This window comes from Amycolatopsis japonica, from assembly GCF_000732925.1.
Taxonomy (GTDB): domain Bacteria; phylum Actinomycetota; class Actinomycetes; order Mycobacteriales; family Pseudonocardiaceae; genus Amycolatopsis; species Amycolatopsis japonica.
Genome location: NZ_CP008953.1, coordinates 8,708,735 through 8,723,746, shown reverse-complemented (window position 1 = coordinate 8,723,746; position 15,012 = coordinate 8,708,735). Strand labels below are relative to the sequence as shown.

Below are 15,012 nucleotides of genomic sequence, written 5' to 3'. Positions count from 1 at the left end.
ACGACGGTGTTCCCGTGAGGGGGAGCAATGTGGTCTAGACCATAAATCCGCCGGTGACCGTGGTCAATGATTCACTGACCTACTGCTGCGTCGGGCCCAGGTGGAACAGCCGATCGGCCTAATACGAACGAAGTATCACCTCAGTCCAGGGTGAAGGGGTCGTACTTGATCCGGCCGAGGTCCGTGCCCGCGGCGAGCAGTTTCGCGATGGTCGCCCGGATCATCGACGGCGACCCGGCGACGTACACGTCACGCTCCTTCCAGGCCCCGCGCTGCGTCACCGCCGTCGCCAGCGTGCCGCGGTCGCCGCCGGTGACGGCGCCTTCCTCGGTCACCGGTGTCACCGTCAGCCAAGGGCAGGTGACGGTGAGCCCGCGGAGTTCGTCGAGGGCGTAGAGGTCTTCCGGACGGCGCCCGCCGAAGAAGAGGTGCACCGGCGGGTTGTTCTTCCAGCGCGACATGTCGTCGAGCAGGGCGAGCAACGGCGCGACGCCGGTGCCGCCGCCGATCATCAGCAGCGGACGGCTTTCCGTGTGATTCACCGAAAGCGCGCCGAGCGACGGGCCGAGGCGCCAGACGTCGCCGAACCGGGTGTGGTGGACGATCGCGCGCGAGACCCAGCCGCCGCGCACGGCGTGCACGTGGAACTCCATCGTCCCGTCGTCGTGCGGCGCGGTGGCGGGCGAGAAGTACCGCCACATCCGCGGCCGTTGCGGGACCTCGACGCTCACATAGCCGCCGGCCCGGTACGGCAGCGGCTGATCGGTGCGCACCTTGACGATGGCGACGTCACGGGACACGACGCGGTGTTCGATGACGGTCGCCTTCCACCACGCCGGCCCGACCTCCTTGCCCGCGGCCTCGCGCATGCTCTTCGAAATGACGCCGTACGCGGTGACCCAGGCGTCCTCCACCTCGGGAGTCCAGTCGTCCTTCAAGAACCTTTTCAACGCGGCGATCAGTGCGACGCCGACGGCGTCGTAATGGCGGCCGAGGACATCGAACTTCCGGTGGTCCCGGCCGAGCTGGCCGAGGAAGGTGGCCAGTTCGTCGGGCCGGTCCACCATCTGCACGACGTAGACGAGGGCGCGCAGCAAACGATTTCGCTGCGTGGCCATGTTGATCGGGAAGAGCGCCCTGGCGTCGGGCGAAACGGCGAAGAGCGCCCCGTAGAAGTATTGGGACAACTCCTCGGACTTCGTTTCGACGGCGGCGAAACTCTCCCTGATGAGCTTGGCCAGCTGGACGGACTTGTCCGCCGTCGGCGTCTCGATCAAGGGTGGGACGGGAATCGGTGAGGATCTGGACGAACTGGGCGGATGCTCGTACTTCACTGTTTCGGCGGTCATGGGTGAACGATTTTCTCCAGTTGGATCGGGCATATTCTCCAGACCCGATGTCATCGTGCTCGTGTTCCCCCGAGGGTTCTCGACTGTATGCCCGAAAGTCGCGAAAGGATCCACGAATGTTTGTTTCCCGCTCGAACGGAGCAAACGATATACGCGCCGTCAACCCCGTCTGGCACTAAGTAAAGGAATGCGTGATCGGCCGATCGGGTGGGTTTTTCTCCGTGTTTACGAGATCACGTAACGCGGCCGAACACCATTGTGGAATCGAATTGCCTAGTCGATGGTGAAGGGGTCGTACGCGATCTGGTCGAGCGCGCTGCCCGCGACCAGCATCCGGGACACCGTCGCCCGGATCATCGCGGGCGAGCCGGCGACGAGGATCCGGTGTCCCGGCCAGGATCCTTGCTGTGTAACGGCTTCCGCGAGCGTGCCCTGCACGCAGCCGGGGGCTTCTTCGCCGTGTTCGACCACCGGGGTCACGGTGAGCCACGGGTTCGTGGCCGCCAGGGCGCGCAACTCGTCGAGGTCGTAGAGGTCCTCACGCGACGGTCCGCCGTAGAACAACTGCACCTTCGGGTTCTCGCCCCACTGCGCCAGATCGTCCAAGATGGCGCGCAGCGGCGCGACACCGGTGCCGCCCGCGATCATCAGGACGTCGCGGCCGTCGGTCCGGTCGACCGAAAGCCTGCCGAGCGGCGGTCCGAGCCGCCAGACGTCGCCGGGCTGCGTGTGGCTCACGATGGCGCGCGACACCCAGCCGCCGTCGACCGCGCGCACGTGGAACTCGATGCCGCCGTCCTCGCGCGGCGCGTTCGCCGGCGAAAGGTAGCGCCAGAGCCTCGGCCGCTGCGGTACTTCGACGCTCATGTACTGGCCGGGCAGGTAGGGCACCGGGAATTCGGGCTGGACGCGGACCAGGGCGAGATCCCAGGTGAGCCGCCGGTGTTCGAGTACGGTCGCCGACCACGACGCCGGGTTGACGTCGGCCGCGGCGGCCTCCTGCATCGCGCGGGCGACGATGGTGAACGCCTCCGCCCAGGCCCGTTCGACCTCGGGTGTCCAGTCCGGACCGAGGTGGTTCTTGAGCGAGGCGAGCAGCGCGGTGCCGACGGCCTCGTAGTGCCGCGGGATGACGCCGAACTTGCGGTGGTCGCGGCCGAGCTGGGTCAGGAACGGGACGAGGTCGTCCGGCCGGTCGACCATCTGCACGATGTGGACCAGCGCGCGGACCAGCCTGCCGCGCTGGACCTCCATGTTGATCGGGAAGAAGTCGCGGGTGGCAGGTGCGAGGGTGAACAGCATCCCGTAGAAGAACTGCGAGATCTCCGGGATGAAGGGTTCCGACTTCGCCCAGGTGTCCCGGATGAGCCGCACCATCGCGGTGACGGCGGGCGGTGCTTCACGCGGCGCCGAAGACCGCGGGACCGGGCTGACCGCGTCGGCCGTCACGGGCTGGGAGTCGCTGATCGGGAAGCGCATACCGGAAGACAGTTCCCCGGATTCACGTACGAGGGTCCACTGGAGAAGAATTCACGGATCATTCACCTCTCCGGTCAGTGGCTGTCGGCCGGTCGGCTGAGTTCCGGCTCGTTCGCGAGACTAGCCGCCGAGAGACCTTTTGCCCGCATCGTTGCTCCGGACGGGTGTACTCGAAGCCGGTCCACAGTGGGCGATCTCACGAGGTAAATAGTTGTCTTACGCAAGTGTCGCCGAATAAAGTTGTACTGTACAAGTAGCCGGGAGGGACCGATGAGCTCCGCGGACGACGCCAGGGTCGAGCTGATGCGTGAGTTGAAGGCCGCCTCGCAGCTGCAGCACGCCTGGATAATGCAGGCGTGGCAGGACGACCCCGGGCTGCATCCGGCGGCCGCGATGCTGCTGTCGGATCTGGCGAAGCACGGCGAGGCACGCCCTTCCGAATTGGCCAAACGACGCTTTGTGGACCTTTCGGTCGTAAGTCGTCAAATTTCCCAGCTGTCCGCGGCGGGCATGGTCGACCGCCGTCCGGCGCCCGAAGACGGCCGCGCGTCGATCATCAGCATCTCCGAGCGCGGGCGCGCGGAGCTGGGCCGCAGACGGGCCGGTTATCTGGAGTTCATGGAGCGCGCGCTGGGCGGCTGGGACGACGAAAAGGTCCTCGAACTGACCACCCGCCTGGCGGAGATGAACGCCGACGTCCGCGCCGCCCTGTCCGTGCGGACCTGCGACGTTTGACGGCGGCCGTTGCTACCCGCCGGTCTTGACTGAACGGACCTTTCGTAGCGCTGTGACGCCGGTAGCGTCGTATCTGTGCGTAACCGGGTCGCATTGCTGGTCGCCTTGGGAATCGACAACTTCGGCTCGGGACTGTTCCTCCCGCTCGGGCTGGTCTTCGTCATCCGCGTGGTGGGTCTCCCCCTCGCTCAGGCGGGGAGTGCGGTCACTCTCGGTGCGCTGGCCGGCCTGCTCGTCCCCGCGTTCGCCGGGCGGCTCGTCGACCTGATCGGCCCGCGGACGGTGATGATCTGCGCCCACGTCCTGCAGGCCGCCGGGGTGGGCGCCTTCCTGCTGGCCCGTGGGTTCGCCGGGGTCGTCGGCGCGTCCGTCATGCTCGCGGCAGGGCAGCAGCTGTTCTACAGCTCGCAGTTCTCGCTCATCGCCGACGTCGCGGGCGAAGGGCCGAAGGACCGGCCGTTCGCCGAAGCCGCGATGGTCCGCTCCGCGGGCTTCGGGCTGGGCGGGCTCGCGGCGGCAGGGCTGCTGGTCTGGATCGGGCGCGAAGGCCTCTACGTCGCCGTGATGATCGACGTCGCCACCTTCGTCATCGCCGCCGCCATCCTCTCGACTCTCGTGACGCCCGCCCCTCGGCACCTGCGGCGGTGCCCGGGGTCCGTGCGGGTCTGGCGGGACCGTCCGTACCTGGCGCTCATCGTGTTCAGCGGTCTCTTCGCGCTCACGATGGACTTCTTCCTCATCGGAATGCCCGTGTACGTCTTCAATGCGTTGCAGGGGCCTCGATGGCTACCTGGGGCGATCATCGCGCTGCTCACCGTCGTCACCAGTCTGGGTGGAGTCGTCGGGCTGCGGCTGACCAGGAAGCTGACCCGGATCGCCGCGATGCGCGCGGGTTCGGCGTTGTTCGCGGTGTGGTGCCTCGCCTGCCTGATGGTGGTGTTCGTGCCGAAGGTGTTCCAGCCGGTTTACCTGCTCGGCGCGACCCTCGTGCTGGCCGCGGGCGATCTCGCGTTCGGTCCGCGCTCCGGGGCGCTGGCCGAAGCGGCGGCGCCGCCGGAGGCGCGGGGCCGATATCTGGCGGCCTTCCAATACGCGTTCACGCTCGCCGCGGTGATCGCTCCGGCCGTCGTCGCGCTGTTCTCCGTGGCAGTCTGGATCCCGTGGGTGCTCGTGGCCGCGTGCGCCTGCACCGCCGTCGTCGGCCTCGGCCGGGTGGGTCCGCGGCTGCCCGCGGAGGCCGTCTCCCCGACCGGGGGCTGAAACTTTTCGGAGTTGAGTGGAACAGACTCAACTTTCCTGACGTTGTACCTGTCGACAGAGCTTTGCAAGACCTAGTACGAGGTGAGGGATGGACGCTTTCAACCCGACCACGAAGACCCAGCAGGCGATCTCGTCGGCGGCCCAGGCGGCCACGATGGCGGGAAACCCGCACGTGGCCGCCGCACACCTGCTCGGCGCCCTGCTGGCGCAGGGTGAGGGGCTCACCGCACCGCTGCTGACCGCGGTCGGGGCCGATCCGGCGCAGGTGCACAAGGAGCTGGAGCCGCTGATCGCGGCGTTGCCGTCGGCGACCGGCGCCACCGTGTCGAGCCCGCAGTTCGACACGAACGCCGTCAAGGCGCTGACGCACGCGCAGAAGCTCGCGACCGAACTCGGCGACGAATACGTCTCGACGGAGCACCTCCTCGTCGGCCTCGCCACCGAAGGCGGGCCGGTGGCCGAGCTGCTCAAACGGCACGGCGCCACCCCGGACGCGCTGCGCGAGGCGTTCGCCAAGGTGCGCGGCTCCGCGCGGATCACCAGCGCCGATCCCGAAAGCACGTTCAAGGCGCTGGAGAAGTACGGCGTCGACCTGACCGAGCGCGCCCGGGCGGGCGAGCTGGATCCGGTGATCGGCCGTGACACCGAGATCCGCCGCGTGGTGCAGGTGCTCTCGCGCCGCACCAAGAACAACCCGGTGCTGATCGGCGAACCCGGCGTCGGGAAGACGGCCATCGTCGAAGGGCTCGCCCAGCGCATCGTCGCCGGTGACGTGCCGGAGTCGCTGCGCGGCAAGCGCGTGGTGGCGCTGGACCTCGGCTCGATGGTCGCGGGCGCCAAGTTCCGCGGCGAGTTCGAAGAGCGGCTGAAGGCCGTGCTCAAGGAGATCACCGACTCCGCGGGCGAGGTCGTCACCTTCATCGACGAGCTGCACACCATCGTCGGCGCCGGCGCGACCGGTGAGGGCGCGATGGACGCGGGCAACATGATCAAGCCGATGCTCGCCCGCGGCGAGTTGCGGATGGTCGGCGCGACCACGCTCGACGAGTACCGCGAGCACATCGAGAAGGACGCCGCGCTGGAGCGGCGTTTCCAGCAGGTGCTGGTCGGCGAACCGTCCCCTGAGGACACCATCGCCATCCTGCGCGGGCTCAAGGAGCGGTACGAGGTGCACCACGGTGTGCGCATCACCGACGCCGCGCTGGTCGCCGCCGCGACGCTGTCCGACCGCTACATCACCGCCCGGTTCCTGCCGGACAAGGCGATCGACCTGGTCGACGAGGCCGCTTCGAAGCTCCGCATGGAGATCGACTCGCGGCCCGTCGAGATCGACGAGGTCGAGCGCGCCGTGCGGCGGATGGAGATCGAGGAGATGGCGTTGTCCAAAGAGGACGATGCCGCGTCCAAGGAACGCCTCGCCGCGCTGCGCTCGGAACTGGCCGAAAAGCGGGAAACGCTGACCGCGCTGACCGCGCGCTGGCAGAACGAGAAGGGCTCGATCGAACGCGTCCGCGAACTCAAGGAGCAGCTGGAGCAGCTGCGCGGCGAGTCCGAACGCGCCGAACGCGACGGCGACCTCGGCAAGGCCGCCGAACTCCGCTACGGCCGGATTCCCGCGCTGGAGAAGGAGTTCCAGGCCGCGACCGAGGCGAACGAGGTCAGCCAGCAGAACGTCATGCTCAAGGAGGAGGTCAGCGCGGACGACGTCGCCGACGTGGTCAGCGCGTGGACCGGCATCCCGGCCGGGCGGCTGCTGGAAGGCGAGACGGGCAAGCTGCTCCGGATGGAGGAGGAGCTCGGCAAGCGGGTCGTCGGCCAGAAGGAGGCCGTGCAGGTCGTCTCGGACGCGGTGCGCCGCACCCGGGCCGGCGTCGCCGACCCCGACCGGCCGACCGGTTCGTTCCTGTTCCTCGGCCCGACCGGTGTCGGCAAGACCGAGCTGGCGAAGGCGTTGGCGGAGTTCCTGTTCGACGACGAGCGCGCGATGCTGCGGATCGACATGAGCGAGTACGCCGAGAAGCACTCGGTGGCGCGCCTGGTCGGTGCGCCCCCGGGCTACGTCGGCTACGACCAGGGCGGGCAGCTGACCGAGTCGGTGCGCAGGCGGCCGTATTCGGTGGTGCTGCTGGACGAGGTCGAGAAGGCGCACCCGGACGTGTTCGACGTGCTCCTGCAGGTGCTCGACGACGGACGGCTCACCGACGGCCAGGGCCGCACGGTCGACTTCCGCAACACCATCCTGGTGCTGACGTCGAACCTCGGCTCGCAGGCCATCGCCGACCCGGCGCTCGACGAGCGTCAGCGCAACGACGCGGTGATGTCGGTGGTGCAGCGGCAGTTCAAACCGGAGTTCCTGAACCGGTTGGACGACATCGTGGTCTTCCACGCGCTGGGCACCGACGAGCTGACGTCCATTGTGGACATCCAGATCGAGCGGCTCGCCACGCGGCTTTCGCGGCGCCGCCTGACGCTGGAGGTCACCGACGGGGCACGCGAGTGGCTCGCGCTGAACGGCTTCGACCCGATCTACGGCGCGCGGCCGCTGCGGCGGCTCGTGCAGTCGGCGATCGGCGACAAGCTGGCGAAGCAGTTGCTGGCCGGTGAGATCCGGGACGGCGACACGGTCCGGGTGGACATCCCGGCCCAGGAGGCGTCGGACGCCCTGACGGTCACGCGGGTGGACTGAGGCCTCGTGAGTCGTCCGGCTGATCACACGTGTCGTCCGTCTGATCACGTGTGATCGCCGCACCGGGGTGGTCGAGGCATCTGGTCTCCCTCGCCTGAGTGCCATGAAAGGTCCTTTCCTTGCAAATTTCGCGAGGAAAGGACCTTTCATGGCGTTGGCGACACGGCGATTTGTCGACCTTTCCTCGCGTCTTTCGTGGTCTTTCCCGGGTGCCGCACCGAAAGGGGCGCGCGACACGGCGCCCGGCGATCACATCCGGTGAGGGCAGGGGGATACCCTGACCGTCGTGGGTATTCCGGCGTGGATCTGGTTCGTCATCGCCGCCGTCGCCTTGGTGGCGGGGCTGGCGCTGCTCGCGGCCGACCGGGCGAAGGAGGGCTCGCGCAATCGCGAGCGCATGCGCTGGGCCGAGCTGCGCGGCTGGCAGTTCGTCGAAGAGGACGAGCGGTTGCCGCGGCAGTGGTCCAACGGCGCGATCGGCTACTTCGGCGCGCAGCTGGCGGTCAACGTCGTGGCCGGGTCCACCTTCACCTCCGACGGACGGCGCCCCGTCTTCATCTTCGACATCGAGACCGAGGGCCAGATCCCGGCCGTCGTGGTCGCCGTGCGCTGCAACCGCGTGCACGAGACGCCGCTGGAGATGTGGCTGTCCAGCGTGCCGTTCCAGCGCCAGGACATGCCCGAGATGCTCGGCCCGATCGGTCAGCGCTACGCCTTCGCGGACGACTCCGAGGGCGCCCGCAAGGTGATCACGCAGGAACTCGTCGACGCGGCGGATTCGCTCGGCGGCGACGTCGGCGTGGCGTGGCTGGAGAACGAGTGGGTGCTCGCGAGCGTCGCCCCGAACGCCGGGCCGTCGCGGCTCGAGCGGCTGCTGCGCGACCTCGGCGAGATCGCCGACATCGTCGACCCGTTCGACGAGGAGTACGACAACGCCCCGACCCCGGGCCGCCACTGGCAGACCGAGACCCCTGACGACATCGAGCCGCAGGCCTAAGTCGGTTTGAGTTCCAGCGGGAGCGCTCCGGCGACGTAGCCGGTGTGAGCCGGCTGACCGAGCAACGTCAGGTCGAGCGTCCCGGACTGCGTCACATGCCCCGCCTGCGCAGGATCGGCGGTGGGCAGCACCCCGCGCACGGACGACGTCGTGGTGCCGCGGGCGGACGCGACCTCGCCGATACCGAGGTCGCCGCTGATGGTGTGCGAACCGGCTCCGGTGAATCCGCCGCCGTGCTGCGCCAGATCCACGTCCTGTCCGGTGGTCACCAACCCGGTCCCCGGGCCGACGGTGCCGCCGAGCGCGTGTTCCTGGCCGAAGGCGGCGCCCGAGCCGACGTCGAGCGGGAGAACACCCTTGAACCGGCCGTTGCCGTGCTGCGTCGACGTCGTCCCGACGGCCGCGAGGTCACCGAAGTCGACCGCGTGGCCCGACGACCGACCGGCCTCCAGGACACCGCCGAGGTCGCCGGTGAACCCGCCGTCGAGCCGGACGGCGCGGTCGAGAGTGCCGCCTGCTCGCTGGTCCGTCTCGTTGATCACGCCGATCCCCGGCAGCGGGCGGACGGCGTGGTAGGTCCCCTCGGCCGCGTGGAGCCCGCGGCCGTCCTGGGAGACGAAGGTGGGGACGCCGGTGCGCGGGTCGAGCGCGACCTCGGTCAGCCGGGCGCCGGTCCGCTCGAGTTCGGTCTCGTTCCCGGCGACGACGCTGCCGTAGCGGTCGGCCTTCACGGCTTCGCGCTGGCCTTGCTTGAGGGTCTCGGTGGTCTTCGCCGCGCCGAGCGCGCCGACCTTGTCCGGGCGGGCCGTGACACTCTCGCGGGTCTCGACGGTCTCGCTCACCGAGCGGCGGACGTCCGCGACGACCTTCGCGTCGCCGAGGTCCTTGCCGAAGACGTTCCGTTCGGTGTTGGTCAAGAAACCGCGAAAGACGGATGTGTCGCCTTCGGTGGTGAAGCCGGCTCCGCGGTCGAGGCTGCCTTCGCGCTGGTGGTCGAGGGGCAGCGGGATCGACGGGTCGGTCTGGGTGGCGATCGCGGTGGCCGGGCCGGCGAGCAACAACGCCAGCGGCGCCGCGCCGACCGCGACTTTGGGCAGGTAGCTCGGCTTGCGCCTGCTGTGCTTCCCCATGGGGGCGGACGATACTTCCCGACTCCGGCCATTGCACGTCAAATCCCCACGGTGGGTGACCCCCACGCTCGCCTCATCCGAGCGTCTTCCCGGAATCCGACCGAGGAGTAGGTTCGGCGGCATGACACAGACCGCCCTGATCACCGGTGCCACCGCCGGCATCGGTGCGCAGTTCGCGCGCCGGCTCGCCGCCGAGGGGTACGACCTCGTGCTCGTCGCCCGCGACGTCGACCGGCTGGAGGGCTTCGCGGCGGAACTGATCGAGGCGCACGGCGTCGACGTCGTCGTCCTGCCCGCCGATCTGTCCGAAGTGGACGGACGTGCGCTGGTCGAAGCCCGCCTGGAAGGCGAGCCGGTGGACCTGCTGGTGAACAACGCGGGCTTCGGCCTCAACGGCGATTTCTGGACCATCCCGCCGGACGCGCTGCAGCGTCAGCTCGACGTCAACGTCACGGCCGTCCTGCGGCTGACCCGCGCCGCGCTGCCGGGCATGATCGACCGCGGCGAGGGCGCGATCATCAACGTCAGCTCGGTCGCCGGTTTCTTCAGCGGCCGCGGCTCGACGTACACCGCCAGCAAGAACTGGGTCACCTCGTTCACCGAGGGCATCGCCGCCTCGCTGCCGAAGAACATCCGCATGATGGCGCTGTGCCCCGGGTTCACCACCACGGAGTTCCACGAGCGGGCGGGGCTGGACAAGCCAGGACCGAAGGCGTTCTGGCTCGGTGTCGACCAGGTCGTCGACGAGGCGCTCGCGGATCTGCGCCGCGGCAAGGTTATTTCGGTGCCGAGCCTGCAGTACAAGGCGCTCGTCGCGGTCGGCGGATTGCTGCCGAGGGCGGTGCTGCGCAAACTCGGCGGCGGTTTCGGCGGCAAGGGCCGCACCTAGTCGTCATCGGTGGTTTCGATGGACCGCACACCTTCGGTCGCGGCGAGCACGGTCGGGGCGGCGGCGTGATCGGGGCCGGTGAGGTCGAGTGAGACCGTCACCTCGCCGTCGCGGTCGTCGGTGATCCGCAAGGACGTGATCGACCATCGGTGGCTCGTGCAGAGCGCGAGCAGATCGCGCAGGACACCCTGCCCGTCCGCGTAACTCGGTCTCCCAGACCGCCGCGGCCGTCGTGAGTCCCCGGATCGCGCCCTGCCTGGTGATGATCAGCCCGGCGCCGAGGAACCCGACACCGGAGACGATCTGCGCCGCGATCCGCGACGGGTCGAGTACCACCTGCCCGGTCGCGAGGATGTCGCCGAAACCGTACTTACTGACCAAAAGGATCAGCGCGGACGCCGTGCCCACGATCGTCTGGGTCCGCAGCCCGGCGCTCTTGCCCCTGATCTGCCGCTCCAGCCCGATCGCCGCCGAAAGCGCGAACGCCGTCGTCAGCTCGCCGATCTGGAGCCAGCCCTGTCCGTTCGAGACCATCACCCCACAGTGCCATCCGGCCCGGCGACGGTTCGAGCTCGCGCCGGGCGGGTACGCGCGGATCATGAAGTCATCACTTCTCGTCATCGCGGTCGCGCTGACGCTGGCCGCTTGTTCCACCGAGCCACCGCCGGGGCCCGCGGATCCGGGGCCGGAAGCCCAGCCGGTGAAGGCGATCCAAGCCGCGGCGGCCGCCGTGCCCGGCGGGCGGGTGTTCGACGTGGAGCCCGCGAACGACGGCTGGGAGATCAAGGTCGCGTCCGGCGGACAGGAACACAAGATCCGCGTGAGCCGGGACGGCGGTCAGGTCCTCGGCGATCAGCAGACGGCGAAGCCGAGCGACGACCTGGCGAAGATCGCGCAGGCGGACGTCGACGCGGTCAAGGCGCTGCAGGCCGCGCAGCAACGGCAGCCGGGCGAGCTCGACGAGATGGAGATCGACCGCGCCACCGACGGTGCCCTCGTCTGGCAGGTCGGGTTGCGTGACGGCAAGGGGATCGAGCACGACCTCGACGTGGACGCCAAGACCGGGGCGGTCAGGTAGGGCCCGCCCTACCAAGGAGACGCACGCTCGCCCCAGGGTGCTTCCGACCTGGGATTCCTAGGGTTTTCACCATGAACCCTGGGTGGAACGGAGACGCGGTCCGGCTCGACGGCGTCCGCAAGGAATACGGCAAGGGCGTCGTCGCGCTGGACGGGGTGACGCTCGCGTTCCCGCGTGGCGGATTCACCGCCGTGATGGGGCCTTCGGGCTCGGGCAAGAGCACCTTCCTGCACTGCGCGGCCGGGCTGGACCGGCCGACGTCCGGATCCGTCGTGCTCGACGGGCAGGAGCTGGCCGGGATGAGCGAGACGAAGCTGACGAAGCTGCGCCGCGACCGGGTGGGCTTCATCTTCCAGGCTTTCAACCTGCTCCCGGCGCTGACCGTCGAGCAGAACGTCACGCTCCCGCAGCAGCTCGCCGGTGCCAAGCCGGATCGTCGCGTCGTCGAGGAGATGCTGGCCCGCGTCGGGCTTTCCGGCCGCCGCAAGCACCTTCCCGGTGAACTGTCCGGCGGGCAGGCACAACGCGTGGCGATCGCGCGGGCGCTGGTCACCCGGCCCGCGGTGGTCTTCGCCGACGAGCCGACCGGGGCGCTCGACACCCGCACCGCCGCCGAGGTCCTCGAACTGCTGCGCGGTTCGGTCCGCACCACCGGTCAGACGGTGATCATGGTGACCCACGACCCGATGGCGGCCTCGTACGCGGACCGCGTCATCTTCCTGGCCGACGGCCGGATCGCGGACGAACTGCACGCGCCGACCGCGGACGTCGTCGCCGAACGCATGACCCACCTGGGTGCTTGGGCAGCCCCGACGTACGCGTCTCAGCGGAGGGGCCAGAACACCGGCCCGGTCAGGGCGGGGGCGTGATGCTGCGACTCGCCTTCCGGACCTTGCGCCTGCGCAAGGGCGGTTTCATCGGCACCTTCATCGCCGTCTTCTTCGGCGCGCTGATCGTCGCCTCGTGCGGCGGCCTGATGGAGACGGGGATCCGCGGCAACGCGGAACCTCAGCGGCTCGCGGCCGCCCCGATCCTCGTCACCGGCGGCCAGACCTTCGAGCTGCCCAAGGAGGACCCTGCCTCCCTCGAACCCGACGACAAGCGCAAGTTCGAGGACGCGCGGCTTCCCGAACGCGTCCGGCTCGACGACGGCCTGGTCTCCCGGCTGCGGTCCGTTCCCGGCGTCTCGGACGTCGTCGGCGAAGTGAGCTTCCCGCTCGCGGCGGGCGGGAAACCCGCGCTCGGCCACGCTTGGGACTCCGCCGTCTTGACCCCGTACGCGCTGGTCGCGGGTGCCGCGCCCGTCGCGGGCGAGGTCGTCGTCGAGTCCTCGTGGGGCGCGAAGCCCGGTGACGTCGTGCAGATCGCCGCGCGCGGCAAGACCGAATCGTTCCGCGTCGCCGGAGTGGCCGGTGCGCCGCGTTCGATCACACAGGCCGCCGTGTTCTTTTCCGCCGCCGACGCCGCCCGGCTCTCCGGGCACCCCGGCAAGGCCGACGTCATCGGTGTCTTCACCGATCCCGGCGCCGACGTCGAAACGGTGCAGGCGAAGGTCGCCGAGGCCGCGTCCGGCGCGAACGTCCTGACCGGTATCGACCGCGGTGTCGCGGAGTTCCCCGAGGCCGATACGAGCGGGACCAACCTGATCGTCATCGCCGCGGTGTCCGGTGGGCTTTCGGTGATGGTCGCGATGTTCGTCGTCGCCAGCACGCTGAGCCTGTCCACCCAGCAGCGTTCGCGGGAACTCGCGCTGATGCGGGCGATCGGCACGACCCCGCGTCAGCTCCGGCGCATGGTGCTCGGCGAAGCGCTGGCCGTCGGCCTGCTGGCCACCGCGCTCGCCGCCTTGTTGGGCCCGATCCTCGGCGAGTGGCTGTTCGGTCAGCTCGTCGAGAACGGTGTGGTGCCCCCGGTCCTGCGGTTCTACCAGGGCTGGCTGCCTGCCGTCGTCGGCGCGGGAGCCGCGATGCTCGCGGTGTTCATCGCCGCCTTCGTCGCCGGCCGTCGCGCCGGGAAGATCCGGCCGACCGAGGCGCTCGCCGAGGCCGCGGTCACCCGCCGCTGGCTGACCCCGACGCGCTTCATCGTCGCCGCTCTTTGCTTCGGCGGCGGCACCGCGCTGGCCATCGTGACCGTCGCGGTGATGACCGGACCGATCGCGGCCAGTACCGCCGGCCCCGCGGTGATCCTCTGGGCGATCGGCGTCGCGATGATCACGCCCGGCGTCGCCAAGGTGATGACGGCGATCCTGCAGTGGCCGATGCGCCTGCTCGGCGGCATCGACGCCAAACTCGCCGTGCTCAACACCCGCGCCGGCATCGTCCGGGCGGCGGGCGCGGTCACCCCGATCATGCTCGCCGTCGGCATCGCGACCGCGAACATCTACCTGCAGACCACCCAGCAGGAGCTGGCGAACCAGGCCTTCACCGAAGACGTCCGGGCGGACGCCGTGATCGGTTCCGTCGCGGGCGGGCTGTCCCCGGACCTCGTCCAGCGCATCCAGGCCGTGCCCGGCGTCGCCGGCGCGTCCGAGTACGTCACCAGCAGCGTGTTCCTCGAGAAGCCGTACGACTCCTCCGACGAGGGGCGTCCGGCGATCGGCCTCACCGCTTCCGGCGCGGCCGCCACGACCGACACCAAGGTGACCCAGGGCGATCTGACGGCGCTGACCGGCTTGACCGTCGCGCTCCCCGAGGTCTTCGCGAAGGACTATGGGCGCGGCCTCGGCGACACGCTCAGCCTGCGGCTCGGCGACGGCGTGCCCGTCGACGTCAAGGTCGTCGCGGTGACCAGCCAGCGCCCCGGCTTCGAAAGCCTGCTGCTCCCGGCCGGTCTCCTGGCCCCGCACACCACCGCCGGGCTCGCCCCGCAGATGCTGGTCCGCGCCGCCCCGGACGTCGATCCGGCGGTGCTCACCGAGCGGCTCCGCGAGGCGACGGCCGGACTGCCGGTGTCCGTCGGCGACCGGGCGGCGCTCGTCGCGGCGCACGACAAGGACCAGGCCGTCGGCGCGTGGGTGAACTACCTGCTGGTCGGGATGATCATCGCCTACACGGTGATTTCGGTCGCCAACACGCTCGTGATGGCGACCGTGCGGCGACGCCGCGAGTTCGGCCTCCAGCGGCTCACCGGCTCGACGAGGGCACAGGTGCTGCGGATGGCCGGCTTCGAAGGCGGGCTCGTCGCACTGGTCGGGATCGTGCTCGGCACCGTCGTCTCGGCGGGCGCGATCGTCCCGTTCTGCCTGGTGGCGGCCGATTCGCTGCTGCCGATGGGCTCGCCGTTGATCTACCTGACCATCATCGGGCTCGCCGCGGCCCTCGCGCTGGCGGCGACCCTGATCCCGGCCTGGGCGGCCACCCGCGGCCCGGCCGTCGACGCGGCGACGGCCGGCAGTGACTAGAGCTAC

The 15,012-nt window shown here is 69.8% G+C and carries 12 protein-coding genes and 1 pseudogene; 8 read left to right on the top strand and 5 right to left on the bottom strand.

What is annotated here, in order from left to right; all coding sequences use genetic code 11:
- Positions 1–140: 140 nt before the first annotated feature.
- On the bottom strand, positions 141–1,349 hold the full coding sequence (locus AJAP_RS40615) for a globin domain-containing protein (protein ID WP_378410915.1): 1,209 nt from the start codon (positions 1,347–1,349) through the stop codon (positions 141–143).
- Positions 1,350–1,622: 273 nt separating this feature from the next.
- Entirely contained in the window at positions 1,623–2,828 is a 1,206-nt protein-coding gene (locus AJAP_RS40610; RefSeq protein ID WP_174492084.1) for a globin domain-containing protein, read from the bottom strand.
- Positions 2,829–3,098: 270 nt separating this feature from the next.
- Here AJAP_RS40610 and AJAP_RS40605 point away from each other — a divergent pair, with 270 nt between their 5' ends.
- The 4 genes from AJAP_RS40605 (at position 3,099) to AJAP_RS40590 (ending at position 8,506) form a co-directional block, all read left to right on the top strand.
- Positions 3,099–3,563, top strand: coding sequence for a MarR family winged helix-turn-helix transcriptional regulator (locus AJAP_RS40605; protein ID WP_037334501.1), 465 nt, complete (start codon positions 3,099–3,101; stop codon positions 3,561–3,563).
- 75 nt (positions 3,564–3,638) lie between these two features.
- Positions 3,639–4,823 (top strand): MFS transporter, encoded by a 1,185-nt coding sequence (locus AJAP_RS40600; RefSeq protein WP_038521610.1) that lies wholly within the window; start codon positions 3,639–3,641, stop codon positions 4,821–4,823.
- Between the two features lie 88 nt (positions 4,824–4,911).
- Positions 4,912–7,509 carry an ATP-dependent chaperone ClpB gene (gene clpB, locus AJAP_RS40595; RefSeq protein ID WP_037334507.1) on the top strand — a complete coding sequence of 866 codons (2,598 nt, stop codon included), beginning with the start codon at positions 4,912–4,914 and terminating at the stop codon, positions 7,507–7,509.
- A 286-nt stretch (positions 7,510–7,795) separates the two neighbouring features.
- Positions 7,796–8,506 (top strand): type III secretion system chaperone family protein, encoded by a 711-nt coding sequence (locus AJAP_RS40590; protein ID WP_038521608.1) that lies wholly within the window; start codon positions 7,796–7,798, stop codon positions 8,504–8,506.
- Here the strand turns inward: AJAP_RS40590 and AJAP_RS40585 are convergent.
- Positions 8,503–9,636 carry a hypothetical protein gene (locus AJAP_RS40585; protein ID WP_038521605.1) on the bottom strand — a complete coding sequence of 378 codons (1,134 nt, stop codon included), beginning with the start codon at positions 9,634–9,636 and terminating at the stop codon, positions 8,503–8,505. The genes AJAP_RS40590 and AJAP_RS40585 overlap by 4 nt on opposite strands.
- 121 nt (positions 9,637–9,757) lie before the next feature.
- Between AJAP_RS40585 and AJAP_RS40580 the strand changes: the two genes are divergently transcribed.
- Positions 9,758–10,525, top strand: a complete 768-nt coding sequence (locus AJAP_RS40580; protein WP_038521603.1) for an SDR family NAD(P)-dependent oxidoreductase — start codon at positions 9,758–9,760, stop codon at positions 10,523–10,525.
- On the opposite strand, the gene AJAP_RS45405 is transcribed toward AJAP_RS40580, so the two are convergent.
- Positions 10,522–10,656, bottom strand: a complete 135-nt coding sequence (locus tag AJAP_RS45405) for a hypothetical protein (RefSeq protein ID WP_267284166.1) — start codon at positions 10,654–10,656, stop codon at positions 10,522–10,524. The two genes, AJAP_RS40580 and AJAP_RS45405, sit on opposite strands and share 4 nt — an antisense overlap.
- Before the next feature lie 124 nt (positions 10,657–10,780).
- Positions 10,781–11,059 (bottom strand): annotated as a pseudogene (locus AJAP_RS45400) (MgtC/SapB family protein); the annotation flags it as partial.
- A gap of 64 nt (positions 11,060–11,123) precedes the next feature.
- Here AJAP_RS45400 and AJAP_RS40570 point away from each other — a divergent pair.
- The 3 genes from AJAP_RS40570 to AJAP_RS40560 all read left to right on the top strand — a co-directional run bounded on the left by AJAP_RS40570 (position 11,124) and on the right by AJAP_RS40560 (position 15,006).
- Positions 11,124–11,603 carry a PepSY domain-containing protein gene (locus AJAP_RS40570; RefSeq protein ID WP_038521600.1) on the top strand — a complete coding sequence of 160 codons (480 nt, stop codon included), beginning with the start codon at positions 11,124–11,126 and terminating at the stop codon, positions 11,601–11,603.
- A gap of 71 nt (positions 11,604–11,674) precedes the next feature.
- A complete protein-coding gene (locus AJAP_RS40565; RefSeq protein WP_051972748.1) occupies positions 11,675–12,472 on the top strand; it encodes an ABC transporter ATP-binding protein in 798 nt (265 codons plus the stop codon).
- The gene (locus AJAP_RS40560; RefSeq protein ID WP_038524815.1) at positions 12,472–15,006 is read left to right on the top strand and encodes an ABC transporter permease; all 2,535 of its coding nucleotides are present in this window, start codon (positions 12,472–12,474) and stop codon (positions 15,004–15,006) included. Before AJAP_RS40565 ends, AJAP_RS40560 begins: the two co-directional genes overlap by 1 nt.
- Positions 15,007–15,012 lie beyond the last annotated feature (6 nt).

Bases quoted from the DNA above. Each gene is read 5' to 3' on its own strand.
- AJAP_RS40615 (WP_378410915.1), bottom strand. From the start codon at position 1,349: ATGACCGCCGAAACAGTGAAGTACGAGCATCCGCCCAGTTCGTCCAGA.
- AJAP_RS40610 (WP_174492084.1), bottom strand. From the start codon at position 2,828: ATGCGCTTCCCGATCAGCGACTCCCAGCCCGTGACGGCCGACGCGGTC.
- AJAP_RS40605 (WP_037334501.1), top strand. From the start codon at position 3,099: ATGAGCTCCGCGGACGACGCCAGGGTCGAGCTGATGCGTGAGTTGAAG.
- clpB (WP_037334507.1), top strand. From the start codon at position 4,912: ATGGACGCTTTCAACCCGACCACGAAGACCCAGCAGGCGATCTCGTCG.
- AJAP_RS40585 (WP_038521605.1), bottom strand. From the start codon at position 9,636: ATGGGGAAGCACAGCAGGCGCAAGCCGAGCTACCTGCCCAAAGTCGCG.
- AJAP_RS40580 (WP_038521603.1), top strand. From the start codon at position 9,758: ATGACACAGACCGCCCTGATCACCGGTGCCACCGCCGGCATCGGTGCG.
- AJAP_RS40570 (WP_038521600.1), top strand. From the start codon at position 11,124: ATGAAGTCATCACTTCTCGTCATCGCGGTCGCGCTGACGCTGGCCGCT.
- AJAP_RS40565 (WP_051972748.1), top strand. From the start codon at position 11,675: ATGAACCCTGGGTGGAACGGAGACGCGGTCCGGCTCGACGGCGTCCGC.
- AJAP_RS40560 (WP_038524815.1), top strand. From the start codon at position 12,472: ATGCTGCGACTCGCCTTCCGGACCTTGCGCCTGCGCAAGGGCGGTTTC.